Source organism: Kitasatospora sp. NPDC058492 (assembly GCF_042720685.1).
Classification (GTDB): Bacteria; Actinomycetota; Actinomycetes; order Streptomycetales; family Streptomycetaceae; genus Kitasatospora.
On record NZ_JBHXMU010000007.1, the window covers coordinates 44193 to 70246 of the forward strand.

Here is a 26054-nt window from a genome sequence, read left to right on the forward strand (position 1 = left end):
ATGGTCGGATGGATGATCGTTTCTCTCCCGAGCCGCCGACCGTCGTCCGGCTGCCGCAGTACACCCGCGCCGACCAGGACGAGATCCTCGGCCCCGGCGACGACCCGTACGGCGTCGCCTACACCGGGCTGGCCTGGCTCCCCAAGGACATCCACTTCGGCGTCCGGGCCGCCGACGGCCGGCTCGTCGCGCACACCGGGCTGCTGCCGCTCCCGCTCACCGTCGGCGGCACCGACCTGACGGCGGTCGGCGTCGGCGGCGTCGCCGTCGCCCCCGACCGGCGCGGCGCCGGCCTCGCGCAGGCCTTGGTCCGGGCCGCCCTCGGCCACGCCCGCACCCTCGGCCACCGCCACGCGCTGCTGTTCTGCCGCCCGCCGCTGGCCTCGTTCTACCGGGGGCTCGGATTCCGCGAGGTCGCGGAGGAGGTGACGGTGGAGCAGCCCGAGGGGCGGCTGGCGGTGATGCCGCTGCGCACCATGTGGGCGCCGCTGGCGGAGGGCGCCGGGTGGCCGGAGGGGCCGGTGCGGTTGCGCTCGCTGCCGATGTGACGTGCCCTGTGGGGGTGGGAGTGGGGGCGGGGGTTGGGCGGGCGCGGGGCCGGGCGGGGTCACTCCGGCCAGGCGGAGTTCTCGATCACGGCGACGAAGTCGGTCCGCTCGAAGTCCGGGTCGAAGTGGGCGAGGACGTCCGCCTTGACGTTGCCGAAGGTGGTCTCCGGCTTGGGCGCGACGCCGTCGTGGAAGGCGCGCAGGATGCCGCGCTTGAAGTCCGGGCGCGGATGGGCGGCGACCACCGCGTCCCGGTCGGCGGCGGCGAGGTCCGCGTACCCGATGCCGAGCACGTCCAGCTCCACCCCGGCGGTGGTCAGCGCGATCTCCGGCTCCAGGAACTCCGGGATGCCGGGCGTGGTGTGCAGGGCGATCGCCTCCCACACCAGGCGCACCCGCCGCTCGTCCACCCCGTGCCCGCGCAGGAACGCGGCGGCGGCCTCGGCGCCGTCCACCTCGAAGCGCCGACCGGAGGCGTGGTGCTCGGGGCCCAGGCCGAGATCGTGGAACATCGCGGCCAGGTACAGCAGTTCGGGATCGAAGTCGAGCCCCCGGCGGCGGCCCTGGAGGGCGCCGAACAGGTAGACCCGGCGGGAGTGGTGGTACAGCAGCTCGGTGGTGGCGTCCCGGACCAGCTCGGTGGCCTCGGTGGCGAGGCGGCTGTCGGGGATCCGGACTCCGGCGATCTCGGTGGCGGTCATGCGGTGGCCTCCAAGGTGGTGGCGTTCGGGTCGGTGCCCGGGTCGGTGGCGGTCGGGTCGGTGGCCGTTCGGTCGGTCGAGGCCGGCGAGCCCGCCGCGTGGGCGACGGCGGCGCCGGCCAGCGCGCGGATCATGGCGTGCGCCCGGGTGCCGTCGCCGGACAGCTCCGGCTGGAACAGCGAGGCGAGGAAGAACGGGTGGCCCGGCAGTTCCAGGACGCGCACCTCGCCCGCGCCGTCCGCGCCGCTGAACCGCAGCCCGTGCGCGCGCAGCCGGTCCAGGTAGTCGGCGTTGAGGCCGTACGCGCAGTGGTAGCGCTCCAGGGTGCGGGTGGTGCCGAGGACGCGCTCGGCGAGCGTGCCGGGGGTGATCGCGACCTCCCCCTCGTGGCCGACCAGGGAGCAGGCCAGCGGCACGATCACCTGCTCGTCCCGCTCCGGGTGCTCCTCGCCGTGGACGGCCCCGCCGAGGCCGCAGACGTTGCGGGCGTACTCCAGCACCGCGTGCTGGAACCCGGCGCAGGTGCCGAGGAAGGGGATGCCGCGCTCGCGGGCGGTCCGGACGGCGGCCAGCGCGCCCGCCTCGCTGCGGTAGGGGCTGCCGGGGAGCAGCCAGACGGCGTCGAAGCCGTCCAGGGCGCCGGGCGCCCCGGCGTCCTCGGTGGGGATCCAGTAGGCGTCCAGGACGAGCTGCTCGCGCTCGGCGAGGGCGTCGAGCAGCCCGGGGATGCGGGCGTGCGAGCGGACGGCGGGGGAGCGGTCGCCGACCAGGGCGATCCGCGGGGTGAGGTAGGTCATGGGACTATCCTGACCCCGCACCCGAGATCAGCGCCAACGATGATTTCTTACCCCTCGATCAGAAGAGTTGATGACTGCCGTGGATCCGCAGCAGCTGCGCACCTTCGTCACCGTCACCCGCCTCGGCTCCTTCTCCGAGGCCGCGCGGGAACTCGGCTACACCCAGTCCGCGGTCTCCCAGCAGATCGCCGCCCTGGAGGCCGACCTCGGGACCGGCCTGCTCAGCCGCCGCCCGGTCGGCCCGACCGAGGCCGGCCTGCGGCTGCTGGAGCACGCGGCGCCCCTGCTGGTCCGACTGGAGGCGGCGCGCGCCGACGTCGCACGCCTGGCCGGCGCCCCGAGCGCCCGGCTGGTGCTCGGCGCCACCCCGCTGGCAGTCGGAGCGACCCTGGGGCGCGCACTCGGCGAGGTGCGCCGGGCCCACCCGGCGGCCGACCTCGTCGTCCGGGTCCTCGCCCAGGACGCGCTGCCCGCCCAGGTCGCCACCGGCGAGGTCGACCTCGCCCTGATCGACGGCCTCGCCGCCCCCAGCGACCCGCTGCCGCTGCCCGACGTCGGCCCGCTCACCACCGTCGCCGTCGACGAGCAGCCCGTCGCCGTCGCCCTCCCGGCCGGCCACCCCCTCGCGGGCCGCACCGGCGTCGCGCTCGCCGACCTCTCCGCCGCCCGCTGGCTCGACGCCCCCGACCTCACCCCGACCGCCGCCCGGCTGCGCGCCGCCGCCGGCGTCGACGGCTTCCGCCCCGCCACCCGCTACCGGGGCACCGACGTGCACGGGCTGCTCGCCCTGGTCGCCACCGGACACGGGCTCAGCCTCCTCCCGGCGTCCGTCCTCGCCGGGGCGCCCGGCGTCGCGTCCGTGCCGATCGCCGCCCCGCGGCTGGTGCACCGCACCGAACTGGTGCACGGCAGCCTGCCGGAGGGGCCGGCCGCGCTGCTGGCGCGGCTGCTGTCGGGCGCGCCCTGAGCCCGCTTCCCGGATCGCGCCGGGCGCCCGCGGTGTTTGTGGAGGCGCGATCACCGGCCGTTCACGTCCTGGGACTGACGGTGGTCGCATGGGTGGTGCTGTCATGGGCACAGTCGTCCGGCGAGAGGCCGGGCAAGGCCTAGGAGATCTCCCCACATGATGCTCCGTCAGCGTCTCACCGTCGTCGCCGCGGCGGCCGTCCTCGCCGCCGCCGGGCTCGCGGCCGGCACCGCGCAGGCCGCCCCCGCGAAGGGCTCACCCGTCAAGATCCGTCCGCTCGCGGCGAGTTGTTCGCAGGCCTACCTGCCGCTGCCCGACCCGTCCTGCACGCCGGGCGCCTACAACCCGGACGTCACCCAGGCCACCATCGGCCAGACCATCTGCGTCTCCGGCTGGACCTCCACCGTCCGCCCGCCGACCAGCTACACCAACGCGCTGAAGGCGCAGCAGATCGCGCAGTACGGCTACGCGGACACCAACCTGTCCGACTACGAGGAGGACCACTTCGTCCCGCTGGAGCTCGGCGGCGCCCCGCGCGACCCGCGCAACCTCTGGCCCGAGCCCCGCTACGGCAGCCAGACCGCGACCGGCAAGGACGGCGTCGAGACCAAGCTGAAGAACGCGGTCTGCAAGGGCACGGTCGGCCTCGACGACGCCCGCAGCGCCATCGTGACCGACTGGACCACCGCGCTCAGCAGCCTCGGCCTCTGACCCTTTGGTTTTTGTGCTGGTGCGGCGGTCGGTCCGTCCGGTCCCCTGTGCCGGACGGGCCGACCTGCCGTCCGCCCCGGGCGCCGCCTCGGCGGTGCGCGGGGCCGTCTGTGGTGGTTCTGTGGTGGTGGTCGGGGCGTGGCGCCGGGTCAGCGCCCCGAGCGGGCCGAGTGGCCCGGGGCCGGGCCCGCGGTGGTCCCGGGCCGTGTGTGCGCGGCGCCGTCCGCCCGTTCCCGTTGCCCGGTCGCCTCGCGGATGCGGGCACTCGGCATGGCTGTTCCCTTCCCCCGTACGTTCTGCCGCCCGGCCGCCGGCCCGCTGCGCTCCTCTGCTCCGAGGGGCGGTCGGGGTCGGCTGCGTCGACGGCGGTCGAAACTTATGCCACCGGGCCGCCGGGAGCAAAGCGGGATACCGGCGGGTAGGCCGCCTTCCCCGGCCGCTGCGGGGGCGTTGGTGGTGAACGTGTGTGCGGGCGTGTCGGAAGGTATGGCGGGCCCTCGGCGCCCGACCGGTCGGCGGGACGGCGCGCGGTCGCGGATTCCCCCTGCCCGGCGGGGGTTTGCCGGTCGGCCGCAGCCCCGGCCGACCCGCCCGTGCGGGCCCGCGGCCGGTCGCGGCGGACGGCCGATGCCAAGGCTTTCCCCCGACCGGATCCGCCGCCCTCCCGCCGGGCGGCCCGCCTGGCCCGGCCCGGCACGGCGCGCCCCCGGACCGGTGGCGGATCAGGCGTGGGTGCCGGGGACGCCGAGCTGCTGGGCGAGCCAGGGGAGGGCCTGGGCGAAGGTGGCGGCGCCGGTCTGCCAGGTGTGCTTGCCGGAGCCGACGGCGGTGGTGGTGCGGATGCCGTCCTTCCGGGCGGCGTCGTTGAGGGCCCTGGCGGACTCGATCTGGCCGTGCTCCTCGTCGCCCTGCCCGAAGTAGCCGGAGACGCCCTGGTACTTGGGGTGGTGGGCGAGGACGGTCAGCGGGTCGTGGGCGGCCCAGGCGGCCGCGTCGCCGCCGTACAGCTCCTGGACGGTGTGGTCCTTGTCGCCGGTGGAGGGGCCCTTGTCGCCGGAGAAGTCGCCGAAGTGGGTGAAGACGTTGGGGTGTTCGACGGTGAGGTCGACGGCGCAGGTGCCGCCCATGGACCAGCCGGCCACGCCCCACTTGTGCGGGTCGGTGGCGGCGTTGAAGGTCTTCTGGACGAACGGCGGGACGTCCTTGAGCAGGTGGCTCTCGGAGTTGCCGTGCGGGCCGTCGACGCACTCGGTGTCGACCCGGAAGCCGCCGGTCGCGTCGACGAAGACGAGGATCGGCGCGAAACCGTTGTGCTTGGCGGCGAAGTCGTCCGCGGTCCTCACGGCGTTGCCGGAGCGGATCCAGTTGTCGGGCGCGGCGAACTCGCCGCCGATCAGCTCCAGCGCCGGCAGCTTCGGCCGGTTCTGGCTGCGGAACCACGCGGGCGGCAGGTAGACGAGCTCCTGGCGGTGGGTGAAGCCGCTGGCCGTGCTCGGGATGTCCACCTGGACGATGCGGCCGGTCTTCGTCTTCCCGTGCAGGGAGCCGAGTTCGGCGAGCGTGATCTGCTCCGGCAGCGGCTGCCCGCTCAGTTCGCCGATCGCGTCGTCGAGGGTCGGGTAGTAGCCGGTGGCGATGTTCACGCTGTTGGCGGCGCAGAACAGGGCGAGCAGCGCGGCCGGCGGCGCGAGCGCCCGGCGCCACCAGCGGGCGCCCCGCCAGCCGAACCCGAGCGCGCTGGCCGCCGCGATCGCGATCCCGCCCCACAGCCACACCCCGAACGGGATCGGATCGGTGATCCCGGCGAGCGTGAGCACGCCGACGGCGGCGAGGGCGGTGAGCAGCAGCGCCGTCCCGAGGGCGACCGGGCCCCACTTCAGCCGCCAGGCCCGGTCCCGCCAGCCGAGCGCGGCCAGGAACAGGGCGAGGGCCACGGCCTGGATGGTCCAGGGGAACCAGCCGCCGAGCAGGGAGACGTTCATCTGGCGGAGGCTAGGGGTGCCGGATGAGAAGTCGATGAGAGGCTGGCAGGTCGCTGGAAGAAGGCTGGGAGCGCGAGTCGATGCACTTGGAACGGTGTCGTGGACCGGGTGTGGACGTCAATCCGGGGGCGGCCCCGTGCTCGGCATGGGGCCGCCCAGGACAGTTGAGGCTAGCGAGCTGCCGGGAGCTCGCCCGCCTGGACGGCGGCGATGAAGGACTGCCAGGCCTCGGGGCTGAAGCTGAGGGCCGGGCCGTGCGGGTCCTTGCTGTCGCGGACCGGGACGACGCCGGTGAAGCCGTCGGCTACTTCGACGCAGTCGTCGTTCGGGTTACTGGCGCTTGCCTTCCTCCACTGGACGGGGAGTGCGGAGGCGACAGGGAAGTGGGTCACTTGAGCATGTCTCTCTTCTGTGTGATGAGGCTACGCGACTCGTCGAGGGCCAAGGCGGTTGCCATGATTTCGTCGAACGCCGCTCGATAGACATCGACTTGGTCCGGGTCCTCGACCCAGTCGCTGCTGAGCATTCCGCTGAGCAGAACCAGGTCGAGATCGCGTTGCCGAAACTCCAGGAGTGCGAACGGCCCGGTCATGCCGGGGTGCGGCGGAGCCATGGCCGGCATGACCTGGATCCTGATGTTGGGGAGCCGGCTGAACTGCAGCAGCTTGTCCAGCTGGTCAGCCATCACGCCTGGGGCGGCGCTCATGGTCAGGGCCGACTCGTGGATCACGGCCCATAGCTTCAGCGGGTTCTCGGATCGAGTCAGGACGGACTGCCTGTTGATCCGGACTTCGACTCGCTCTTCGACGCTGGGCTTCTCTATGACGCCGCTGGAGATGATGGCGTGAGCGTACTGGCGCGTCTGGAGCAGGCCAGGGATGTAGGCAGACTGATATGACTTGTTACCCACTGCGGTTTCTTCGAGGCGGATCAGATCCGTGTAGAGCGGGTTCAACTGCTCGTAGCCCGCGATCCAGCCGGGACGCCGCTTGTCTCGAAGGATCTCGACGAGGACCTCTTTGAGCTCCTCGTCGCACTCGTAGAAGTCGAGCAGCGCGCGGACGACATCCGGCTTGAGCTGGACGCGGGCGTTCTCGTATCTGCTGAGCTTCACCAGGTTGACGCCGTCGACCTGGGCCGCCACCTCTTCGGCCGACAGGTTCTTGAGCTCGCGAAGTCGCCTGAGCTCGGCTGCGATGCGCCGGTATCGCACGGCTGGTACTGCGACCGCCATCTATGTGACCCCTTCAAAGCTTCCAAGAACCAGTGTGCACGGCGTATGTGATGCTTCGCCACCACCTTCGGGGAGTCTAAGGGCGACGCCTTGCCGTTCAAGGTGAAAGTTTTCATATTTGCTCGACTTGCCTTGCGCTTCCGATGTGGCGTGCATCATGCTTTGAGTAACGGAGTGCTAGCTGACTGTGAACACCTGTGCAGGTCGGTGGGCGCGCATTCCGGCGCCTCGTGCTGGGTGCTGCGCTGGTCGTGGAAGCCCGCCGAGTCGGCAGCTCGGCCTTGGATCTTCTCCACTCGCTCCCGAAGGTGGCTTCGCCATGTTCGAATCGCCTGACAATCCCCCCGAGTTCGTGTCCAGCTGCTGGCTGCTGCGCAGTCGGCGGTCGCCGGCGAAGGCCCGGCAGGTGCTCTTGCGGCTCCTCGACTCGACCCCCGCCGGTGAACTCTTCGCGGACTCCGGTCTGTTGGTGGTCTCCGAGCTCGTCACCAATGCCGTCGTGCATGGCACTCCGATCGGCAACCGGCTGTGGCTCTCCCTCTCCCTCATCCCCTCGCGACTGCGCATCGAGGTGCACGACGCGCGCCGTGACCGCGCGCCGCTCCTTCGCCCTGCGTCCGCCGAAGACGAGTCCGGGCGGGGCCTTCTCCTCGTCAAGCTCCTGTCCGAGCGCTGGGGTTGCTGCCCGCGCGTGCCCATCGGCAAGATCGTGTGGTCGGAGATCGGTTCCGCCGCCGCCTCCTCCGCCCCCGTGGAGCGTGTGGCGTGAACGAGGACCGCCTGGTCACCGCCGAGATCACCGGCGGTCTGATGCCGCCGACGATCTATGCCCTCCTCCCCAAGGCGCTCGACGCCCTCTGGCGTTCCCTCCAGTTCCAGCCCATGAGCCGCCCCCAGTGGCTCTGGTTCGAGCGCTACCTCACCGGCCCGTCCGCCGACCGCTTCGTCGCCGGTCACCTCGCCAGTGCGGGCCCGCTCGACCTCCCTGTCGTCCTCCCCGACTCCCTCCACCACCTGCGTCTCGGCTGGACGCCCTCCGGAGGCGAATGGTGAGCCGTCGCGCGACGGGCCGGCCCTGTCGCTCCTCCCGGCGTGGTGCGTGCTAGCTTTGAACGCGTTCAAATAAGTGGGCGCAAGGGGGAGCCGTGGCCGTGGTGCCGGGGAGTGCGAGGGTGCTGGCGGGGCTGGCGGCCGCGGTGTGTCTGCTCCCGCTGGCGCTCGTGGCGGTGGCGTTCGGCCTGGGCGGCCCGTTCTCGTTCCTGCACGTGATCGCGCTGGTCAGCGCTGCGGCCGCCGCCGTGCCGGTGTGCTACCGGGAGCTCGGCCCGTTCCGGATCGCCTGTGCGGCGGCGGGCGCGGTGGTGGCGGTCGCCTCGGTGCCGCTGCTGTTCGTGGGCATCTGGTTCGTGATCGGGTTCGGCGCGTGGCTCATGCTGGCGGCCTTCCTGTTCCTGCCGGTCGCCGCGATCCCCGCGCTGGTGGCCGCGTTCCAGCGCGCCCGCGGCCCCGAGTACGGCCAGACGGCGGCCGTCCTCGGGTGGACCGTGGGGGTGCTGTCGCTGCTGGGCTGGTCGCTGGTCGCGCTCTACGCGGTGATGGGGCGCTGAACTCCCGGACGGCCCGCCGTCGTCAGCCGGCGAACCGCTCGCGCAGGGCCGCAAGGCCGGCCGTGAACACCCCGTGGAGGCGGTCGGCGGAGTCCTTGCGGTGCTCGGCCTCGACGTCGTACGTGGCGCTCCACTCCACGAAGCTGGCGTCGAGCGCGGTGACCGGGGTGACCCGCAGCGTAGCCCGGTAGCCGTACAGCTCGAACGCCCCTTCGGGGAAGCTGTAGGTGTAGCTGCGGGCGTCCTCGTCGTAGGCGAGCAGCGTCTCGCGCAGCGCAGCGCCGTCGATCTCGAACACCCGGACCGACCCGATCGCGTTGCCCGTCAGCTCGTTGCCGAGGCTGCTGGCCGGCAGGCCCGGGTGCCAGCCGCCGAGGTTGTGGAAGTCCCCCAGCAGCTCCCACACCTGTTCGGCCGGAGCCTCCACGACCGTGCTGACCTTCGTACCCGCCATCGTCGTCGCCTTTCGCCGGCCTTCGTACGGACGGACACCATCCTCGGGCCGGCGCGTGGCGGGCGCCAGGGGGCCCGGCGGCGAGCGCCAGGGCGTCACCGTCCCGGCGCGGCCGCTTCGAGGTCGTCGACGGTGCCGGACATGACGGTGCGCAGGTGCCGGGTGAGGTGCTCGGTCGGCCAGTCCCACCAGGCGAGGGCGAGCAGGCGGGCGATGTCCGCCTCGGCGTAGCGGGTGCGGATGAGCTTGGCCGGGTTGCCGCCGACGATCCCGTAGTCGGGGACGTCGTCGACGACGACGGCGCCGGAGGCGATGATCGCGCCGTGGCCGATGCGCACGCCGGGCATCACCATGGCGCCGTAGCCGATCCAGACGTCGTTGCCGACCACCGTGTCCCCGCGGCCGGCGAGGCCGGTGATCAGGTCGAAGTGCTCGGCCCAGCTTCCGCCCATGATGGGGAACGGGAAGGTCGAGGGGCCGTCCATCCGGTGGTTCGCCCCGTTCATGATGAACCGGACCCCCGTGCCCAGCGCGCAGAACCTCCCGATGACCAGCCTCTCCGGGCCGTAGTGGTAGAGCACGTTGCGCGTCTCGAACGCGGTCGCGTCGTCCGGGTCGTCGTAGTAGGAGTAGTCGTCGACGTCGATCAGCGGGGACGTCACCAACGGCTTGAGGAGCACCACACGCGGCTGCCCGGCCACCGGGTGGAGAGTCGAAGGGTCCGGCGGGACGGAACTCATGGCGGTGCCACTCCTGATCGTCAGGTGTGAAGAGCGGAAAGGACATTGATCATCCCACGGGCTAGGATCGCGGCCCATGGATGCGAGCACCCGAACCGACCTGATCGCCGTCCCGCCCGGCCGCGTCACGCTGTCGGACCGCCGTACGCAGCGGAGCTGGACCGTCGAGCTCGCCCCCTACGAGCTGGCGGCCTGTCCGGTCACCCGCGAGCAGTACGGCGCCGGGGCCGGCGACCGGCTCCCCGCCGACAGCGTCTCCTGGTACGACGCCGTCCGCTACTGCAACGACCTGTCCCGGCGGGACGGGCTGGCGCCGGCCTACCGGCTCGACGGCGAGTCCGCCACCTGGGACCGCGCCGCCGACGGCTACCGGCTGCCCACCGAGGCCGAGTGGGAGCACGCCTGCCGCGCCGGAACGGACGGCCCCCGCTACGGGCCGCTCGACGAGATCGCGTGGCACCGCGGCAACTCGGACGAGCGCCCGCACCCGGTGGGCGGCCTGCGCCCCAACGGCTTCGGCCTGTACGACCTGCTCGGCAACGTGTGGGAGTGGTGCTGGGACGTGTACGACGCCGAGGTGTACGGCGGCTACCGCGTGCTGCGCGGCGGCGGCTGGTTCGACGAGCACTGGAGCTGCCGCGCCTCCGTCCGCCGCCGCAGCCACCCCACCCTGCGGATCGACGACGTCGGCTTCCGGCTCGCCCGGTCGATCACCGCCTGAAGGCGTGCGCCGCGGGGAACCCGGGCCCGGTCGCGGACCGTTGGGGTCTGCATGAACGACGCACCGGTGTCCCTCAGACCGATCGGCGAAGCCGACCTCGACCCGCTCGAAGCACTGCTGAACGACCCCAGGGCGTCGGGCCCGTTCCAGTGGTTCGGGTGGCGCGACCCCGGGCGGACCCGGCGCCTCTGGGCGGAGAACGGCCTGCTGGCGCCCGAGCAGTCGATGCTCGCGGTGCTCGTGGGGGGCGAGTTCGCCGGGTTCGTCGCCTGGCGGCAGGTCGGCCGGCCGGACTTGGCGCCGTACTGGAACCTCGGCATCATGATCCGCCCGGAGGCGCGCGGCCGGGGCATCGGCACGCGGGCCCAACAACTGCTGGTGGACTACCTGTTCGCCCACACCGTGGTGATGCGGCTGGAGGCGGACACCGAGGACACCAACCTCGCCGAGCAGCGCGCGCTGGAGAAGTGCGGCTTCGTTCGTGAGGGCGTCCAGCGCAGCATGGGCTTCCGGGACGGCCAGTGGCGTGACGTGGTCCGCTACAGCCTGCTGCGCACCGACCCCCGGCCGCTTTCCGACAGGACCTAGGCGATCCCGAACCACTCCTCCGCGAGGGCGTCCAGCGTCCGCGCGGAGGGCTTCAACTCCCGCAGGTACCACGGCAGGTGGCTGTACACGTGGAGCAGCGTGTACGCCATCAGCAGGCGCGGGTCGAAGCCGCGCCCGTAGCCGGCGAGGAGGCGGCCGAGCAGGCGGCGGTCGGCGCGGGTGGTGAACAGGCCGACGGCGACGAGGTCGTAGGCCGGGTCGCCGACCATGGCGGGTTCGAAGTCGAGCAGGCCGGTGAGGCGCCAGCCGTCGGCCGGGTCGACGAGCAGGTGCTCGCGCATGAACTCGGTGTGCAGCAGGGCGCGTTGCGGCGCCCGGGGCAGCGGCGCGGCGGCCAGGAAGTCCGGGATCTGCTCCAGCCAGGCTTCGGACAGGCCGCGTTCGCGCTGGCGGGCCACCGCCCCGGCCCGCTGGCGGCCCAGGAAGGCGCCCCAGTCGCCGGGGCCGAGGGTGTCGGCGAGCGGTCCGGGGTCGAGGGCGTGCAGGGCGGCCAGGGCCCGGCCGCAGTCGTGGGCGATCCGCTCCCGGTCGGCCTGCGGGATCCGCGGCCAGGCGGGGGCCAGGCCCTCGCCGGACAGCCGTGACATCAGCACGTAGCGCCAGCCGTTGACGTGGGCGCCGGCGGCCCGTACGTCGGGAGTGGGGATCGGCAGGGCGCCCTGGAGGCGGGTGAGGACGCGCTCCTCGGTGACGCCGCCCTCGGCGCCGGAGGCGGGGAACAGCTTGAGGACGTGCGCGTCGCCCACCGCGTAGACGGGGACGGACCCTTCCGCGAAGCGCTCCAACGGCAGCCCGGCGAGGCCGAGTTCGGCGCAGAGCGCCTCGGCTCCGGGGCGCATCACCGCCTCGTCGCGCACGATCGCGGCCCACTGTTCTTCCGTCTCCACCACCGGCAGCATGGGCGCACGGTAGGCAGGCCGGCGCCGCTGCGGCAAAGGCTTTTCAGCGGTTCAGCGGTTCAGTGGGGTCCGCAGGCGTCGGTGGCGGCGGGGGAGAGGGGTTCCGGGCCGCCGGCCGGGTCGCGGGTGAGCAGGTAGCGGGCGCCGGGGCCGGTGTCGGCGGCGCGGTCGGCGGCGTTGTAGAGGGAGCAGCGGGAGAGGGAGAGGCAGCCGCAGCCGATGCAGCCGGTCAGCTTGGCCTTGAGGCGCTGGAGTTCGGCGATCTGCTCGTCGATGCGGCTCTGCCAGGATTCGGCGACCCGGTCCCACTCGGCGCCGCTGGGGGCGGGGCGCTCGGGGAGCCGGTCGAGGGCGACGCGGGCCTCGTCGAGGGAGAGTCCGACGCGCTGGGCGGCGCGGACGAAGGCGATCCGGCGCAGCGTGCCGCGGGGGTAGCGGCGCTGGCCGCCGGCGGTGCGGGTGGCGTGGATGAGGCCGAGGCTCTCGTAGTAGCGCAGGGCGGAGGCGGCGAGGCCGCTGCGGTGGCCGAGTTGGCCGATGGTGAGCAGGTCGTCGCGGTGCGGGCCGGGTGCTCGGCCGTGGTCCGGGGTCGCGGTCATGGGCACCCACTCTAGCCGCTTGACCTCAAGTCGACTTTAAGTTGCACCATCGTGGTCATGACGACGAACGCAACCGCGGACCTCGCGGAAACCACCCGCTTCGAGGACCTGTCGGCGCTGATGGGCCTGATGACCGGCGACGAGAAGCACGGCCCGGCCGCCACCTCCACCCTGGACGCGCTCTGGGTGCTCTACGACCGGGTCCTGCGGGTGAGCCCGGAGCGGGCCGGGGCGCAGGACCGGGACCGCTTCCTGCTCTCCAAGGGCCACGGCCCGATGGCGTACTACGCGGTGCTCGCGGCCAAGGGCTTCATCGACCCCGGGGTGCTGCCGAGCTTCGGCGGCTACGACTCTCCGCTCGGCCACCACCCGGACCGGATGCTCGTCCCCGGGGTGGAGATCGCCTCCGGCTCGCTCGGGCACGGCCTGCCGCTGGGCGTCGGCACGGCGCTCGGGCTGCGGGCGCAGGGCCTGACCGACCCGGCGGTGTGGGTGCTGGTCGGCGACGCCGAGTTCGACGAGGGCTCCAACCATGAGGCGGTGGCCTTCGCCGGTGCGTACGGGCTGGAGCGGCTGCACGTGGTGGTGATCGACAACTCCTCGGCCACGCACGGCTGGCACGGCGGCATCGCGGCCCGGTTCGCGGCCGAGGGCTGGTCCACCGCGACGGTGGACGGCCGCGACCAGGAGGCGCTGTACCGCGCCTACACCGCCGAGCACCCGGGCCGCCCGCACGTGGTGGTCGCCCGGGTCGAGCCCAAGGACTCCTGAGCCCGAGACCTCCTGAGCCCGAGAACCCTTGAGCCCGCGAACCCTCACGCAAGCGCCAAACCAGCACGCACGCGCCAACCAGCACGCACCGAAAGGCACTTCACCGATGGACACCATGCGCGACCGCTTCATCGACGTCACCAGCCGCCTGCTGGACGAGGACCCCCGGCTGGCCGTGGTGCTCGCCGACATCACCGCGGCCGCCTTCGCCCCGGCCCAGCAGCGCCACCCGGACCGGGTGGTCAACGTCGGCATCCGCGAGCAGCTGCTGATCGGCGCGGCCGGCGGCCTGGCGCTGACCGGGATGCGTCCGATCGCCCACACCTTCGCCAGCTTCCTGATCGAACGGCCTTTTGAGCAGGTCAAGTTGGACCTCGTCCACCAGGGCGTCGGCGCCGTCCTGGTGAGCGCGGCCGGCTCCTACGACTGGCCGGCCGGCGGCCGCACCCACATGTCCCCGGGCGACGTCGCCCTGCTGGACACCCTGCCGGACTGGACGGTCCATGTGCCGGGCCACCCGGACGAGGCCGAGCAGCTGCTGCGCCACGCCGTCGCGGACGGCGACCGCAACGTCTACGTCCGCCTCTCGGCGCACCAGAACGCGCAGGCCCTGCCGGTCGAGGCGGGCCGGTTCACCACTGCGCGGCAGGGCTCGCGCGGCGTGGTCCTCGCGGTCGGGCCGATGCTGGACGCGGTGCTCGCGGCCACCGAGGGCCTGGACGCCACCGTGCTGTACGCGGCGACGGTGCGCCCCTTCGACGCGGCCGGGCTGCGGGCGGCAGCGGGGGAGCGGGCGGACGTGGTGCTGGTGGAGCCGTACCTGGCGGGCACCTCGGCGAACGAGGCGCACGCCGCGTTGGCCGACCGCCCGCACCGGGTGCTGGGCCTGGGCGTGCCGCGCGAGGAGCACCGGCACTACGGCTCGATCCCGGAGCACCTGGCCGCCTACGGCTTGGACGCGGCCTCGCTGCGGGAGCGGATCGGCACCTTCCTCTGGTGACGCGCGTGGCGGGTCAGACCGCGCCGACCGCCACCGCGACGATGGCCACCGCGTCCGCCCCCAGCCGTACCGCCGTCCGGTCCAGTACCGCCGTCCGGTCCAGTACCGCCGTCCCGTCCAGTGCCGCCGCCCCGAAGGCCGCGACCAGTTCGCGCCCGGTCCCGTCCAGTGGCAGGGCGGCCTCGGTGGGGCCGAGGTTGACGGCGATCCGGTACGGGCCCCGGTGCACCACCAGCCAGCGCGCCGCCTCGTCGTACGCCACCCGCACCGCGCCGAGGTCGGGGTCGGACAGCTCCGGCCGGTCGCGGCGCAGCCGGATCAACGTCCGGTGCCAGGTGAGGAGTTCGGCGTGCGGGGCGCGCCGGGGCTCGGTCCAGTCGAGGACGGAGCGCAGGACGGTGGCGGGCTCCTGCGGGTCGGGGACGGACTCGGCGGCCCAGTCGTGGTCGGTGAACTCCCGGCGCCTGCCCTGCCGGACGGCCTCGGCGAGCTGCGGGTCGGTGTGGTCGGTGAAGTACTGCCAGGGGGTGGCCGCGCCCCACTCCTCGCCCATGAACAGCATCGGGGTGAACGGCGAGGTGAGCACCAGCGCGGCGCCGCAGGCGAGCCGGCCGGTGGTGAGGCAGGTGGAGATGCGGTCCCCGAGGGCCCGGTTGCCGATCTGGTCGTGGGTCTGGAGGTAGCCGAGCAGCCGGTGTCCGCCGTCCGGCGGGAAGGGGCGGCCGTGGTCGCGGCCACGGAAGCCGGACCAGGTGCCGTCGTGGAAGAAGCCGCGGGTGAGCGTCTTGGCGAGGGCGGCGAGCGGGTGGCGCGCGAAGTCGCCGTAGTAGCCCTGGGATTCGCCGGTGAGCGCGCAGTGCAGGGCGTGGTGGAAGTCGTCGCTCCACTGCGCGGTGAGGCCCTGGCCGCCGGCCGCGCGCGGGGCGGTGGTGTGCGGGGTGTTGAGGTCGGATTCGGCGATCAGGAACAGCGGGCGGTTGGTCGCGACGGCCAACTTCTCGACCTGGTGGGACAGTTCCTCCAGGAAGTGGACGGCCCGGTCGTCCGCGAGGGCGTGCACGGCGTCCAGCCGCAGGCCGTCGATCCGGTAGTCGCGCAGCCAGCCGAGCGCGCTGCCGATCAGGTAGCGGCGCACCTCGTCGGAGCCGGGGGCGTCCAGGTTGACCGCCGCCCCCCACGGCGTGTGGTGCCGGTCGGTGAAGTACGGGCCGTACGCGGGAAGGTGGTTGCCGGAGGGGCCGAGGTGGTTGTGGACGACGTCCAGCACCACGCCGAGGCCCTTGCGGTGGGCGGCGTCGACGAAGCGCTTCAGCCCTTCGGGCCCGCCGTACGGCTCGTGCACGGCCCACGGCGAGACCCCGTCGTAGCCCCAGCCGTGCCGGCCGGGGAACGGGCAGACCGGCATCAGTTCGACGAAGTCGACGCCCAACTCGACGAGGTGGTCGAGGTGTTCGGCGGCGGCGTCGAAGGTGCCGCGGGGGGTGAAGGTGCCGATGTGCAGCTCGTACAGCACGGCGCCGGGCAGCGCGCGGCCGCGCCAGCCGGTCTGCGACCAGCGGAACGCGGCGTGGTCGACCGGGCGGCTGGGGCCGTCGGGCCCGTGCGGCTGCCAGGGGGAGCGCGGGTCGGGCAGCGGCGGCCCGCCGTCGAGGCGGAAGGCGTAGTCGCCGGTCGGAGCGCCGCCGGTCCACCAGCCCGGGCGCTGCGGGCACCGGGCCAGTGGATGGGCGGAGCCGTCGACCTCGACCTCGACCCGGTCGGTGGCCAGGGGCGCCCACACCTCGTAGATCCGCACGCTCAGCTCCTCCTCGTCAGTAGCGCCACCGGCCGGTCCGCCAGCAGCCGCGCGACGGGCACCGGGCCCGCCGGGTGGGCCCGCAGCGTCAGCTGGTCCGTCCAGGGCCCGCCCTCGGGCAGCTCCAGGACGGTGCCGCGCCAGCCGCCGGCGCGGTCCAGCCCGTACGGGAGCCGGGTGACGGCGGTGACCACGTCGGCGCCGCGGGCGAAGGCCAGCAGGTGGTCGGCGGCGGGGCCGGCGGCGGCCAGCGGCCGGTAGGGCCCGAGCGGGCGGTCGCGCCGCAGGTGCAGCGCCGCGCTGGTGAGGTGCAGCTTCTCGCGGGCGAGGTCGCCGGGGCGCGGGGCGGCCGCGTCGGTGAGCCGGACGGCGAGCGCGCCGAGGTCCACCACGCCCCGGTTGTCCGGGTCGACGAGGGTGTACAGCGGCTCCTCGCTGCCCTGGTAGAGGTCGGGCACGCCCGGGACGGTCAGGTGCAGCAGCGCGGCGGCGAGGGTGTTGGCGCGGGCGTACGGGGCGAGGGCGTGCACCAGGCCCTCGATCCGGGGCAGCAGTCCGGGGTTGGTGTGGACGGCGCGGGCGCGCGCGGTGAGCGCCTGCTCGAAGCGGGCGTCGGGGGTGGTCCAGGAGGTGTGCAGCTTGGCCTCGCGGGCGGCCTTGAGGAGGGCGGCGACGAGCCGGTCGGGGTCGATCGGCCAGGCGGCGACGAGGGTGTGCCAGAGCAGCCAGTCGCCGTCGCGGGCACCGGGGTCGGGGCCGCTTTCGCCGTCGTGGCGGCCTTCGCGGTCGTGATCGCCGCGGGGGCCGGGCCCGGCGGCGGTGGACCAGGCGGCGGCCTCGGCGGCCCAGGCCTCGGGCTGCTCGGCGAGGACGGCGAGCCGGGCGCGGGCGTCGGCGCTGCGCTTGGTGTCGTGGGTGGACAGCACGGTCATGCTGTGCGGCCAGGCGCGCTCCAGGTAGCGGCACCAGTCGTGGAACCGGGCCGGGGGCAGCCCCGGCCGGCCGGGCTCGCCGCCGACCTCGTTGAGGCCGGGCAGCGCGTTCCACCGGTAGAAGGCGGTGTCCTCGACGCCCTTGGCGGCGACGGCGGCGGCGGTCTGCGCGAAGCGCTCGCAGAACTCGTCCTTCTGCGGCCCGCTCCCCAGCTCCCCGAGGGCCAGGGCGGCGACCAGCCGGTCCGTCGGGTCGGCCGAGCCGCCCAGCGCCGCGCGCAGCTGCTCGGCGGAGGCCGGCGGCACCGGCTCCCCGGGCCGGGCGTACGGCCGGTACGCCGGGTAGCCGGTGAACAGCCGCCGCAGCGCCGCGCGCAGCTGCCAGGGCGCGTGGTCGGAGTGCGCGGGCTCGGCGGCGCCGATCCGCAGCGCGATCCGCACCAGCCGGTCGACCTCGGCGGCCAGCTCGCCGTGCGGCGAGGTCATGTCGGCCCGCCCGCGCCGGGCGGCGGCGACCGCCGGGTGGGGGTCGGCGCAGGGTTGGCCGTCCGGCGCGGAGCCGGTCAGGAACGCCGCGTACGCCCCGGCCAGCCGGCAGGCGCCCGCGTGGTCGGTGAGCACGCCGTCGATGCGGCGCAGCGCGTCGTAGCCGGTCGTCCCGGCGACCGGCCAGTCCGCGGGCAGCCGCTCGTCGCCGGTGAGGATCTTCTCGACGACGGTGTACGCCCCGCCGGTGGCGCCGGCGAGGCGGCGCAGGTAGCCGCGCGGGTCGGCGAGCCCGTCGGGGTGGTCGATCCGGAAGCCGTCGACGACGCCGTCGGCGTGCAGCCGCAGCAGGGTGGCGTGGGTGGCGGCGAACACCTCGGGCTCCTCGACCCGGACGGCGATCAGCTCGTTGACGGTGAAGAAGCGCCGGTAGTTCAGTTCGGTGCGGGCCAGCCGCCACCAGGCGAGCCGGTACCACTGGCGGGCGAGCAGCTCGTCGAGCGGCAGTCCCGAGGTGCCGGGCCGCAGCGGCAGCTCGTGGTCGTGGTAGCGCAGCACCTCGCCGTCCACCACCAGCTGGTCGAGCACGGCGCCGAGCCGGTCGCCGAGCAGCGGCAGCAGCACCCGGCCGCGCGCGGGGGCGTCGACGGGGCCGGGCTGGGCCGCCCAGTCGATGTCGAACCAGCGCGCGTACGGCGAGTCGGGGCCGTCGCGCAGCACCTGCCACAGCGGCTGGTTGAGCCGCTCGGGGACGGGCACCGCCATGTGGTTGGGCACCACGTCGACGAGCAGCCGCAGGCCGTGCCGGTGGGCGGAGGCGGCCAGCGCGCGCAGGGCGCCCTCGCCGCCGAGCTGCTCGCTGACCCGGCCGTGGTCGACGGTGTCGTAGCCGTGGGTGGAGCCGGGGGCGGCCTCCAGCAGCGGGGACAGGTGCAGGTGGGAGACGCCGAGGGCGGCGAGGTAGGGGACGGCGGCGGCGGCGTCGTGGAGGGTGAAGCCGGGTTGCAGCTGGAGGCGGTAGCTGGCCGTGGGGGCCGTGGCGGTAGCGGTGGCGGATGAGGGGGAGGCGGCGGCCGGGCGGGGCGGTGCGGGCTCGGCGGCGGAGGTCATAGGTCCATGAGTACCCGGGGGAGCCCGCCGCCAAGACCCGCTGCTGGTCCGAACAGGTGAGCGCGGGGTGTCAGGCCGGCCGCTGGAGCACCATCAGCGAGCGGTCGGTGAGCCACAGCGCGTCCCCGGCCTTGACCCGCGCGCCCGCGCCCGGGGCGGGCAGCCGGGCCTGTGCGGTGTCGACCACGACCTGCCATTCCTGCCCGTGGTCGGCGGGCAGGGTGAACTCCAGCGGCTCGAAGTGCGCGTTGAACATCAGCAGGAAGGAGTCGTCGACGATCCGCCCGCCGCGCCGGTCCGGCTCGGAGATGGCGTAGCCGTTGAGGAAGACGGTCAGCGACTTGGCGTAGCTGGCGCCCCAGTTGCGCTTGGTCATCTCCTCCCCGCCGGGGGTGAACCAGGCGATGTCGGTGAGGTCGTCGTAGCCGCCCGAGAGGTGACCGCCCGAGAGGTGACCGCCCGAGAGGTGACCGCCCGAGGGGTGACGGCCGGAGGCGTGACCGCCGGAGGGGCGGCCGCCGGCGGCGAGCGTCCCCGGCCCGGGGCGCCCGGGGACCGGCCGCCCGTGGAAGAAGCGCCGCCGCCGGAACACCGGGTGGTCGCGGCGCAGCCAGATCATCCCCTGGGTGAACTCCAGCAGCCGCGCCTCGGGCCCGTCGCCGTCCGGCCAGTGCACCCAGGTGAGTTCGTTGTCCTGGCAGTAGGCGTTGTTGTTGCCCTGCTGGGTGCGGCCGAGTTCGTCGCCGTGGGAGAGCATCGGCACGCCCTGGGAGAGCATCAGGGTGGCGATGAGGTTGCGCTGCTGGCGGGCTCTGAGCTCCTCGACGGCCGGGTCGGTGCCGGGGCCCTCGACGCCGCAGTTCCAGGAGCGGTTGAAGGACTCGCCGTCGCGGTTGTCCTCGCCGTTGGCCTCGTTGTGCTTGTCGTTGTAGGAGACGAGGTCGCGCAGGGTGAAACCGTCGTGGCAGGTCACGAAGTTGATGGAGGCGATGGGGCGGCGGCCGTCGTCCTGGTAGAGGTCGGAGGAGCCGGTGAGTCGGGAGCCGAATTCGGCGAGGGCGGCGGTCTCGCCGCGCCACAGGTCGCGCACGGTGTCCCGGTACATGCCGTTCCACTCGGTCCACAGCGGCGGGAAGTTGCCGACCTGGTAGCCGCCCTCGCCGAGGTCCCAGGGTTCGGCGATCAGCTTGGCCTGGGAGACCACCGGGTCCTGCTGGACGAGGTCGAAGAAGGAGGAGAGCCGGTCGACCTCGTGGAACTGCCGGGCCAGGGTGGCGGCGAGGTCGAAGCGGAAGCCGTCGACGTGCATCTCGGTGACCCAGTAGCGCAGCGAGTCCATGATCAGCTGGAGCACGTGCGGGCTGCGCATCAGCAGGCTGTTGCCGGTGCCGGTGGTGTCCTCGTAGAAGCGCTGGTCCCGGGCGAGGCGGTAGTAGGAGACGTTGTCCAGCCCGCGCAGGGACAGCGTCGGCCCGAGGTGGTTGCCCTCGGCGGTGTGGTTGTAGACGACGTCCAGGATCACCTCGATCCCGGCCGCGTGCAGCGCCTTGACCATCGACTTGAACTCCTGCACCTGCTGGCCCCGGTCGCCGCTGGAGGCGTAGGAGGAGTGCGGGGCGAAGAAGCCGATGGTGTTGTAACCCCAGTAGTTGGACAGGCCCAGGTCGCGCAGCCGGTGGTCGCGGACGAACTGGTGCACCGGCATCAGCTCGATCGCGGTGACGCCGAGCTTGGCCAGGTGCTCGATCACCGCCGGGTGGGCCAGGCCCGCGTAGGTGCCGCGGATCTCCTCGGGGATGCCCGGGTGCAGTCGGGTGAGGCCCTTGACGTGCGCCTCGTAGATGACGGTGCGGTGGTAGTCGGTGCGCGGCGGGTGGTCGGTGCCCCAGTCGAAGTACGGGTTGATCACGACCGAGTGCATGGTGTGCGGGGCGGAGTCGAGGTCGTTGCGGCGCTCGGGCGCGCCGAAGTGGTAGCCGTAGACGGCCTCGTCCCAGTCGATGTTCCCGCTCATCGCCTTGGCGTACGGGTCCAGCAGCAGTTTGGCGCTGTTGTGGCGCTGGCCGAGGCCGGGGTTGTACGGGCCGTGGACGCGGAAGCCGTAGCGCTGGCCGGGCTGGACGCCGGGGAGGTAGGCGTGCCGGACGAAGGCGTCCGTCTCGCGCAGTTCGACGGCCGTCTCCGAGCCGTCCTCGTCGATCAGGCACAGCTCGATCCGGTCGGCACTCTCGGAGAACACCGCGAAGTTGGTGCCGGCCCCGTCGTAGGTGGCGCCGAGGGGGTAGGGCTTACCGGGCCAGACCTGCATGAGTCCTCAACTTCCTTGCACTCAACGGAAACTGACGTGTAGTCCGATAACGTGCCCGGACCCGGACGCTCTCTTCCCGGCCGGGCGGCCGGGCATGTGCGGCGCTCGCGCGCCGTGACGCACGGCACAGTGCGCATACTCCCCGAGCCTTCCCCCGGCGGCTGGGACATGTGCGGCCGGTTCGCCCGAACGGGTGTCCAGCTGGCATTCCTGTGATAAGCGGGGCGGGGCTCGCGGCGGGCGGGGCCGGCGATGGGCGGGGCTTGCGATGGGCGCCGGTCTGTGAAGGGTGGGCCTGGTGGTGGTGCCGGGCCCCGGGGGCCATCCGGCTGCGCACCGCTCGCGGCGGGCAGTACCCTTGATCGTCCGGCCGCCCCCGGGCCGGTGGCGCTCCATCAGCCGCGCAGGGGCGGAGCGTAGAACAGCAGACCAGGTGAGGTGGCGCATGGTGTTCCCCGCCGGCGGCCGCGGCCCGGGGCCCGACGGCCCCGACCGGGGCGGCGCCCGCAGCGAGGCGCCCACGGTCGTCATGCGCCCCACCCTGTCCGGCCGCCCCCTGGTGCCCGCCCAGGGCGGCCCGGTCGAGATCCCCGCCCTCGCCTGGTCCGCCGCCGAATGGGAGGACGCCTACCAGCGGGTCCGGCTGTCCGGCCGCGCCTACGTCTGGCTCAACCTCGTCGAGCAGCGGCTGCGCTCCCTCGTCGACGAGGTGCTGCACCCCATCTACGCCCCCGCCCACGGCGAGGACTGGGTCACCGCCGCCGCCGGCCCCGCCGGCGAGGAGTGGGCGCACCGGGCCGGAGCCGTCCGCGAGGTCAGCCGCCGCAAGGGCTACCTGCTCGACCCGGCCGACGACGACCCGCTGGTCTTCCTCACCCTGCCCCAGCTGCGCGAGCTGATGGTCCAGCACTGGCCGTGCTTCGAGCCCTACCTGTCCGACCGGCGCGAGATCGAACTCGCCCTGGACGAACTGGAGGTGGCCCGGCACGTGGTCTCCCGCAACCGGGTGCTCACCCAGACCGTCCTCGCCCAGACCGAACGCGCCGCCGCCCGCCTGCTCGCCGTCCTGGACGGCGGCGCCGGCGGCGTGCCCGCCGACGTCGTCGAGTCGCTGGTGGCCGGCCGGTACGCGGACGTCGTCGCCGTGCACGCCGACCGCGTCCGCCTCCAGCGCGACCTGCCCGTCGAGGACCTGCTGGACGGCGCCCGGCGCCTGGACGCGCTCGGCATCGGCCTCGGCATGCTCTGCCAGAACTACACCGGCAAGCGGCTGGTGCGCCTGGCCGGCGACGGCTGCCGGGTCCGCCTGCTCTTCCTCAACCCGGCGAGCAGCGCCGTCCGCCGCCGCGAACGCGAACTCGGCCTCGGGCGCGGCGAGTTGTCGCGCTCCATCGAGATGAACATCATGCACGTGCGCCGGGTGCGGGCCCGGCTGCGCGACCAGGGCGGCTTCGAGATCCGGGTCTTCGACGAGACCCCGCGCTTCACCGCCTACCTCGTCGAGGGCCCCCGCCCGACCGGCCAGGTCGGCGGCCGCCGCCAGAGCCGCGACCTCGGCGTCATCCAGCCCTACCTGCGCCGCGCCCGGGGCATGGAGTCCCCGGCCCTGGTGCTGCGCGGCGGCGCCGGCCAGCAGCCCGGAGGCAGCGAGCAGGGCCTGCTGGAGGTCTACCGCGAGGAGTTCGAGGGCGCCTGGGGCGACTCCCGGCCGGTGTCCTGAACCCGCACCCCCCGTTCCTGATGGACCGTCGATTTCCCTTCTCCACCCCCGGGTGGAGGCCCGGAACTCCATCCGTGCGGCGGCGACACCCCCGGGCCGGGCCGCGCAAGCTGGAGGCGGGTTCGCGGCCGCACGAGCGGCGCGACGACGTCGAGGGGAGTGCGCCGTGGTGTACGGAACGAAGCGCGGGACAAAGCGCGGGACAGTGCGCGGAACAGCATGGGGGGCCGCGCGCGGAAGGCTGCGCGAAGGGCCCGGGGAGGGGCTGCGCGCAAGACGGCCGGGCAAGGCCCGCCGAACCGTCCCCCCGCGCTGGCCGCTCGCGCTGGCCGGTGTGGCGGCGGCCCTGCTGGGCCTGCTGCCGGCCGTCCCCGCCGAGGCCCGGGAGACGGGCGGCTGCCGTACGGCGACCTCCGTCGGCCGCCTCCAGGGGGTGTCCCAGGACGGCCGGTGCGCCTACCTGGGCGTCCCGTACGCGGCGCCGCCCACCGGCGAGCGCCGGTTCCGCCCGCCGCAGCCGGCCGCGCCCTGGCCCGCAACGCTGCGCGCCACCCGGGCCCGCCCCGGCTGCCCGCAGGACCTGAGCGCGGGCGGCGGCGGCACCGAGGACTGCCTGTACCTCAACGTGTGGTCGGCGCACGGCGGCGGCGCCCGCAAACCCGTCATGGTCTTCCTGCACGGCGGCGCGGACGAACTCGGCGCCGCCGGCCAGCCCGTCTTCGACGGCGGCCTGCTGGCCGAACGCGGCGACGCGGTCGTGGTGAACCTGGACTACCGGCTCGGCATCCTGGGCTGGACGGAACTCGGCGCGCTCGACCCGTCCTACGCCGGCTCGGGCAACAACGGGCTGCGCGACGAGAGCGCCGCGCTGACCTGGGTGCGCCGGCACGTCGGCGCCTTCGGCGGCGACCCGGGCAACGTCACCGTCTTCGGCCAGTCGGCCGGCGCGATCTCGATCAGCGCCCTGCTGGCCGGCGACCACCCCGAGCAGCTCTTCCAGCGCGCCATCGTCGAGAGCGGGCCCGGCTACCTGGTGCACACCGCGGCCGCCGCGCGGGCCACCGCCGCAAAGGTCTTCGCCACCGGCGGCATCCACACCGTCGCGGACCTCGACCGGCTGAGCACCCCACAGGTCCTCGACCTCCAGGAACAGGTCCAGCACGGGCTCTCCGGGCTGTCCTCCGCGGTCTTCTTCGGCCCCTCCGTCGACGGGGCGCTGGTACCCGGCCCGGTCGTCGAACGGATCGCCGCCGGCAGCGCCCGCGACGTCGACGTGATGACCGGCACCACCGAGAACGAGACCGACTACTGGGCGCTGTTCGACCCCACGCTGCCCGACCTCCCGCTGAGCGCCTACCGCACCCTGCCCCCGGTGCTCGCCGACCGCAAACAGCAGATGTACGACCGGTACGCCGCCGACCGCCCCGGGGCCACCGAGGGCCGGGTGGTGAACGCGATGCTCACCGACCAGACCGAGCGGATCCCCACCCTGCGCCTGGCCGAGGCCCAGTCCCGCTGGCGGCCCACCTACGTCTACCAGTTCGACTGGCACGTGCCCTACGTCCCCGGCCTGCCCGCCGCCCAGAACCTGGGCGCCATGCACACCCTGGAACTGCCCTTCGTCTTCGGCGGCCTGGACCTCGGCGCGATCCCGCGCGGCGCGCAGACCGTCGCCGCCCAGCGGCCCGAACTCACCCGGCTGTCCGCGCGGATGGCCGACGCCTGGGCCTCCTTCGCCCGCCAGGGCGACCCGGGCTGGCCGTCCTACACCGCCGACGCGCGGGCCACCCGGATCTGGGACCTGAACCCCGGCGTCCAGTACGCCCCGCACGACGACGAACGCGCCCTCTGGGACGACTACTCCTTCCCCGCCCTGGACCTCGGCACCCGCTGAGGCCTTCCCGCCGGCCCGCCTTCCCGCCTTCCCGCCGGCCCGTCGGAGCAGGGGGCCGGGCCACCGCCCGGCCCCCTCGGCACGCCCCGCCCCGGTGTCCGGCCCCCGAAACCCGCTGGCCAGGCCGGTGCGGCCGCTGCCACACTGCGGGCCGTGAACAGCCTCGCCGCCTGGACCCTGCGCCCCGCCACCGCCGCCGACGTCGAACCCGTCGCCGAACTCAAGGCCGTCGTGCTGCGCGCCGACCTCGAACGCCTCGGCCGCTACGACGACGACCGGGTCCGCCGGCGCCTGCGGGCGGGCTTCTCCAGCCGCCACAGCTCCGTCATCCTCGTCGACGGCGCCTTCGCCGGCTCCGTCACCGTCCGCCCCGCCGAGCAGGGCGGCCGCTGGATCGAGCACTTCTACCTCGCCCCCGCCCACCAGGGCCGCGGCCTCGGCAGCGCCGTCCTGCGCCACCTCCTCGCCCAGGCCGACGCCGCCGGCGAGCCCGTGCGCCTCGACGTCCTCCAGGGCAGCCCCGCCCGCCGCCTCTACGAGCGCCACGGCTTCGTCCTCGACCACGAGGACCCGATCGACGTCTACCTGGTCCGCGAGCCCGCCGCCTGAACCGGGCCCGCCGCCTGAACCGGGCCCGCCCCGGCGGTCAGGGCTGGTCGGAGCAGGGGCGGCCGTGGTAGTCATAGCCCCCGTGATGATCATGGGGGATGACGGGGCCGTACTGCGCCTCGAACAACTGCACCGCACCTACGGGACCGGGCCGGAGGCCGTCCACGCGCTCAGGGGAGTGGACGTCGACTTCGCCCGCGGCACCTTCACCGCCGTCATGGGCCCCTCCGGCTCCGGCAAGAGCACCCTGCTCCAGTGCGCCGCCGGGCTCGACCGGCCCGACGGCGGCCGGGTCGTCCTCGACGGGGCCGACCTCGCCGCACTCACCGAGAACCGGCTGACCGTCCTGCGGCGCGAGAAGCTCGGCTTCGTCTTCCAGGCCTTCAACCTGGTCGGCTCGCTGACCGCCGAACAGAACGTCGGCCTGCCGCTGCGCCTGGCCGGGCGCCGCCCCGACCGCGCCGACGTCCACCGCGCCCTCGCCCAGGTCGGCCTCGGCGAACGCACCGGACACCTGCCCTCCCAGCTCTCCGGCGGCCAGCAGCAGCGCGTCGCCATCGCCCGCGCCCTGATCACCCGCCCGCAGGTGCTCTTCGCCGACGAGCCCACCGGCGCCCTCGACAGCGCCAGCAGCCGCGACGTCCTCGCCCTGCTGCGCGAACTCGTCGACCGCGACGGCCAGAGCACCGTCATGGTCACCCACGACCCGGTCGCCGCCTCCTACGCCGACCGCGTGCTCTTCCTCGCCGACGGCCGCCTCGTCGCCGACCTCGACCACCCCACCGCCCCGCAGATCGCCGAGCGGATGACCGCCCTGGAGACGGCGGCATGAACGAGCGGAGCGAGTTCATCATCGAGAG

General features: G+C 74.0%; 26 protein-coding genes. 14 read left to right on the forward strand and 12 right to left on the reverse strand.

Annotated features, from left to right (window positions below):
* The first annotated feature begins 8 nt into the window (after positions 1-8).
* Complete coding sequence (locus ACFWPI_RS06895; protein ID WP_380372519.1) at positions 9-548, forward strand: GNAT family N-acetyltransferase; 540 nt, start codon at positions 9-11, stop codon at positions 546-548.
* Between the two features lie 59 nt (positions 549-607).
* On the opposite strand, the gene ACFWPI_RS06900 is transcribed toward ACFWPI_RS06895, so the two are convergent.
* Entirely contained in the window at positions 608-1249 is a 642-nt protein-coding gene (locus tag ACFWPI_RS06900) for an HD domain-containing protein (protein ID WP_380372516.1), read from the reverse strand.
* Entirely contained in the window at positions 1246-2046 is an 801-nt protein-coding gene (locus tag ACFWPI_RS06905) for a hypothetical protein (RefSeq protein WP_380372513.1), read from the reverse strand. The genes ACFWPI_RS06900 and ACFWPI_RS06905 overlap by 4 nt, the downstream gene beginning before the upstream one ends.
* Positions 2047-2116: 70 nt before the next feature.
* Between ACFWPI_RS06905 and ACFWPI_RS06910 the strand changes: the two genes are divergently transcribed.
* Both ACFWPI_RS06910 and ACFWPI_RS06915 read left to right on the forward strand, forming a co-directional pair.
* A complete protein-coding gene (locus ACFWPI_RS06910) occupies positions 2117-3013 on the forward strand; it encodes a LysR family transcriptional regulator (RefSeq protein WP_380372510.1) in 897 nt (298 codons plus the stop codon).
* Positions 3014-3169: 156 nt separating this feature from the next.
* Positions 3170-3724: a hypothetical protein gene (locus ACFWPI_RS06915; RefSeq protein ID WP_380337910.1), complete on the forward strand. Its 555-nt coding sequence runs from the start codon at positions 3170-3172 to the stop codon at positions 3722-3724.
* 722 nt (positions 3725-4446) lie between these two features.
* On the opposite strand, the gene ACFWPI_RS06920 is transcribed toward ACFWPI_RS06915, so the two are convergent.
* The 3 genes from ACFWPI_RS06920 to ACFWPI_RS06930 form a co-directional block, all read right to left on the reverse strand.
* A complete protein-coding gene (locus ACFWPI_RS06920) occupies positions 4447-5706 on the reverse strand; it encodes an alpha/beta hydrolase (RefSeq protein ID WP_380372507.1) in 1260 nt (419 codons plus the stop codon).
* A gap of 170 nt (positions 5707-5876) precedes the next feature.
* Entirely contained in the window at positions 5877-6098 is a 222-nt protein-coding gene (locus ACFWPI_RS06925) for a DUF397 domain-containing protein (RefSeq protein WP_380372504.1), read from the reverse strand.
* Complete coding sequence (locus ACFWPI_RS06930) at positions 6095-6940, reverse strand: helix-turn-helix transcriptional regulator (protein ID WP_363368636.1); 846 nt, start codon at positions 6938-6940, stop codon at positions 6095-6097. Before ACFWPI_RS06930 ends, ACFWPI_RS06925 begins: the two co-directional genes overlap by 4 nt.
* Positions 6941-7259: 319 nt before the next feature.
* On the opposite strand from ACFWPI_RS06930, the gene ACFWPI_RS06935 reads away from it, so the two are divergent.
* The 3 genes from ACFWPI_RS06935 (at position 7260) to ACFWPI_RS06945 (ending at position 8547) form a co-directional block, all read left to right on the forward strand.
* Positions 7260-7709, forward strand: coding sequence for an ATP-binding protein (locus ACFWPI_RS06935; RefSeq protein WP_380372499.1), 450 nt, complete (start codon positions 7260-7262; stop codon positions 7707-7709).
* Entirely contained in the window at positions 7706-7993 is a 288-nt protein-coding gene (locus ACFWPI_RS06940; RefSeq protein ID WP_380372497.1) for a hypothetical protein, read from the forward strand. Before ACFWPI_RS06935 ends, ACFWPI_RS06940 begins: the two co-directional genes overlap by 4 nt.
* Positions 7994-8085: 92 nt before the next feature.
* Entirely contained in the window at positions 8086-8547 is a 462-nt protein-coding gene (locus ACFWPI_RS06945; protein WP_380372494.1) for a hypothetical protein, read from the forward strand.
* A 22-nt stretch (positions 8548-8569) separates the two neighbouring features.
* Here ACFWPI_RS06945 and ACFWPI_RS06950 read toward each other — a convergent pair whose 3' ends face one another.
* Complete coding sequence (locus ACFWPI_RS06950) at positions 8570-9001, reverse strand: SRPBCC family protein (RefSeq protein WP_380337896.1); 432 nt, start codon at positions 8999-9001, stop codon at positions 8570-8572.
* Positions 9002-9096: 95 nt separating this feature from the next.
* Complete coding sequence (locus tag ACFWPI_RS06955) at positions 9097-9741, reverse strand: CatB-related O-acetyltransferase (protein ID WP_380372491.1); 645 nt, start codon at positions 9739-9741, stop codon at positions 9097-9099.
* 76 nt (positions 9742-9817) lie between these two features.
* Between ACFWPI_RS06955 and ACFWPI_RS06960 the strand changes: the two genes are divergently transcribed.
* The gene (locus ACFWPI_RS06960; protein WP_380372488.1) at positions 9818-10462 is read left to right on the forward strand and encodes a formylglycine-generating enzyme family protein; all 645 of its coding nucleotides are present in this window, start codon (positions 9818-9820) and stop codon (positions 10460-10462) included.
* 51 nt (positions 10463-10513) lie between these two features.
* Positions 10514-11050 carry a GNAT family N-acetyltransferase gene (locus ACFWPI_RS06965; protein ID WP_380372485.1) on the forward strand — a complete coding sequence of 179 codons (537 nt, stop codon included), beginning with the start codon at positions 10514-10516 and terminating at the stop codon, positions 11048-11050.
* Here the strand turns inward: ACFWPI_RS06965 and ACFWPI_RS06970 are convergent.
* Positions 11047-11970 carry a phosphotransferase family protein gene (locus tag ACFWPI_RS06970; protein ID WP_380372482.1) on the reverse strand — a complete coding sequence of 308 codons (924 nt, stop codon included), beginning with the start codon at positions 11968-11970 and terminating at the stop codon, positions 11047-11049. The genes ACFWPI_RS06965 and ACFWPI_RS06970 overlap by 4 nt on opposite strands.
* Positions 11971-12029: 59 nt before the next feature.
* Positions 12030-12569, reverse strand: coding sequence for a redox-sensitive transcriptional activator SoxR (gene soxR / locus ACFWPI_RS06975; RefSeq protein WP_363368653.1), 540 nt, complete (start codon positions 12567-12569; stop codon positions 12030-12032).
* Between the two features lie 57 nt (positions 12570-12626).
* Here soxR and ACFWPI_RS06980 point away from each other — a divergent pair, with 57 nt between their 5' ends.
* A complete protein-coding gene (locus tag ACFWPI_RS06980; RefSeq protein ID WP_380372478.1) occupies positions 12627-13340 on the forward strand; it encodes a transketolase in 714 nt (237 codons plus the stop codon).
* Between the two features lie 106 nt (positions 13341-13446).
* On the forward strand, positions 13447-14340 hold the full coding sequence (locus ACFWPI_RS06985) for a transketolase family protein (protein WP_380372475.1): 894 nt from the start codon (positions 13447-13449) through the stop codon (positions 14338-14340).
* Positions 14341-14353: 13 nt separating this feature from the next.
* On the opposite strand, the gene treZ is transcribed toward ACFWPI_RS06985, so the two are convergent.
* The 3 genes from treZ to glgX all read right to left on the reverse strand — a co-directional run bounded on the left by treZ (position 14354) and on the right by glgX (position 20971).
* Positions 14354-16129, reverse strand: a complete 1776-nt coding sequence (gene treZ, locus ACFWPI_RS06990) for a malto-oligosyltrehalose trehalohydrolase (RefSeq protein ID WP_380372554.1) — start codon at positions 16127-16129, stop codon at positions 14354-14356.
* A gap of 8 nt (positions 16130-16137) precedes the next feature.
* Positions 16138-18663 (reverse strand): malto-oligosyltrehalose synthase, encoded by a 2526-nt coding sequence (gene treY, locus ACFWPI_RS06995; protein WP_380372472.1) that lies wholly within the window; start codon positions 18661-18663, stop codon positions 16138-16140.
* A gap of 70 nt (positions 18664-18733) precedes the next feature.
* On the reverse strand, positions 18734-20971 hold the full coding sequence (gene glgX, locus ACFWPI_RS07000; protein ID WP_380372470.1) for a glycogen debranching protein GlgX: 2238 nt from the start codon (positions 20969-20971) through the stop codon (positions 18734-18736).
* A gap of 445 nt (positions 20972-21416) precedes the next feature.
* Here glgX and ACFWPI_RS07005 point away from each other — a divergent pair, with 445 nt between their 5' ends.
* The 4 genes from ACFWPI_RS07005 (at position 21417) to ACFWPI_RS07020 (ending at position 26026) form a co-directional block, all read left to right on the forward strand.
* Entirely contained in the window at positions 21417-22691 is a 1275-nt protein-coding gene (locus ACFWPI_RS07005; RefSeq protein WP_063347111.1) for an SAV2148 family HEPN domain-containing protein, read from the forward strand.
* 334 nt (positions 22692-23025) lie between these two features.
* Positions 23026-24585, forward strand: a complete 1560-nt coding sequence (locus ACFWPI_RS07010; protein WP_380372466.1) for a carboxylesterase/lipase family protein — start codon at positions 23026-23028, stop codon at positions 24583-24585.
* A 153-nt stretch (positions 24586-24738) separates the two neighbouring features.
* Complete coding sequence (locus tag ACFWPI_RS07015; RefSeq protein ID WP_063347110.1) at positions 24739-25194, forward strand: GNAT family N-acetyltransferase; 456 nt, start codon at positions 24739-24741, stop codon at positions 25192-25194.
* Positions 25195-25285: 91 nt separating this feature from the next.
* Positions 25286-26026: an ABC transporter ATP-binding protein gene (locus tag ACFWPI_RS07020; protein ID WP_371516515.1), complete on the forward strand. Its 741-nt coding sequence runs from the start codon at positions 25286-25288 to the stop codon at positions 26024-26026.
* The last annotated feature ends 28 nt before the right edge of the window (positions 26027-26054 follow it).

Bases quoted from the DNA above. Each gene is read 5' to 3' on its own strand.
- ACFWPI_RS06895 (WP_380372519.1), top strand. From the start codon at position 9: ATGGATGATCGTTTCTCTCCCGAGCCGCCGACCGTCGTCCGGCTGCCG.
- ACFWPI_RS06900 (WP_380372516.1), bottom strand. From the start codon at position 1,249: ATGACCGCCACCGAGATCGCCGGAGTCCGGATCCCCGACAGCCGCCTC.
- ACFWPI_RS06905 (WP_380372513.1), bottom strand. From the start codon at position 2,046: ATGACCTACCTCACCCCGCGGATCGCCCTGGTCGGCGACCGCTCCCCC.
- ACFWPI_RS06910 (WP_380372510.1), top strand. From the start codon at position 2,117: ATGACTGCCGTGGATCCGCAGCAGCTGCGCACCTTCGTCACCGTCACC.
- ACFWPI_RS06915 (WP_380337910.1), top strand. From the start codon at position 3,170: ATGATGCTCCGTCAGCGTCTCACCGTCGTCGCCGCGGCGGCCGTCCTC.
- ACFWPI_RS06920 (WP_380372507.1), bottom strand. From the start codon at position 5,706: ATGAACGTCTCCCTGCTCGGCGGCTGGTTCCCCTGGACCATCCAGGCC.
- ACFWPI_RS06930 (WP_363368636.1), bottom strand. From the start codon at position 6,940: ATGGCGGTCGCAGTACCAGCCGTGCGATACCGGCGCATCGCAGCCGAG.
- ACFWPI_RS06935 (WP_380372499.1), top strand. From the start codon at position 7,260: ATGTTCGAATCGCCTGACAATCCCCCCGAGTTCGTGTCCAGCTGCTGG.
- ACFWPI_RS06950 (WP_380337896.1), bottom strand. From the start codon at position 9,001: ATGGCGGGTACGAAGGTCAGCACGGTCGTGGAGGCTCCGGCCGAACAG.
- ACFWPI_RS06955 (WP_380372491.1), bottom strand. From the start codon at position 9,741: ATGAGTTCCGTCCCGCCGGACCCTTCGACTCTCCACCCGGTGGCCGGG.
- ACFWPI_RS06960 (WP_380372488.1), top strand. From the start codon at position 9,818: ATGGATGCGAGCACCCGAACCGACCTGATCGCCGTCCCGCCCGGCCGC.
- ACFWPI_RS06965 (WP_380372485.1), top strand. From the start codon at position 10,514: ATGAACGACGCACCGGTGTCCCTCAGACCGATCGGCGAAGCCGACCTC.
- ACFWPI_RS06970 (WP_380372482.1), bottom strand. From the start codon at position 11,970: ATGCTGCCGGTGGTGGAGACGGAAGAACAGTGGGCCGCGATCGTGCGC.
- soxR (WP_363368653.1), bottom strand. From the start codon at position 12,569: ATGACCGCGACCCCGGACCACGGCCGAGCACCCGGCCCGCACCGCGAC.
- ACFWPI_RS06980 (WP_380372478.1), top strand. From the start codon at position 12,627: ATGACGACGAACGCAACCGCGGACCTCGCGGAAACCACCCGCTTCGAG.
- ACFWPI_RS06985 (WP_380372475.1), top strand. From the start codon at position 13,447: ATGGACACCATGCGCGACCGCTTCATCGACGTCACCAGCCGCCTGCTG.
- treY (WP_380372472.1), bottom strand. From the start codon at position 18,663: ATGACCTCCGCCGCCGAGCCCGCACCGCCCCGCCCGGCCGCCGCCTCC.
- glgX (WP_380372470.1), bottom strand. From the start codon at position 20,971: ATGCAGGTCTGGCCCGGTAAGCCCTACCCCCTCGGCGCCACCTACGAC.
- ACFWPI_RS07005 (WP_063347111.1), top strand. From the start codon at position 21,417: ATGGTGTTCCCCGCCGGCGGCCGCGGCCCGGGGCCCGACGGCCCCGAC.
- ACFWPI_RS07020 (WP_371516515.1), top strand. From the start codon at position 25,286: ATGGGGGATGACGGGGCCGTACTGCGCCTCGAACAACTGCACCGCACC.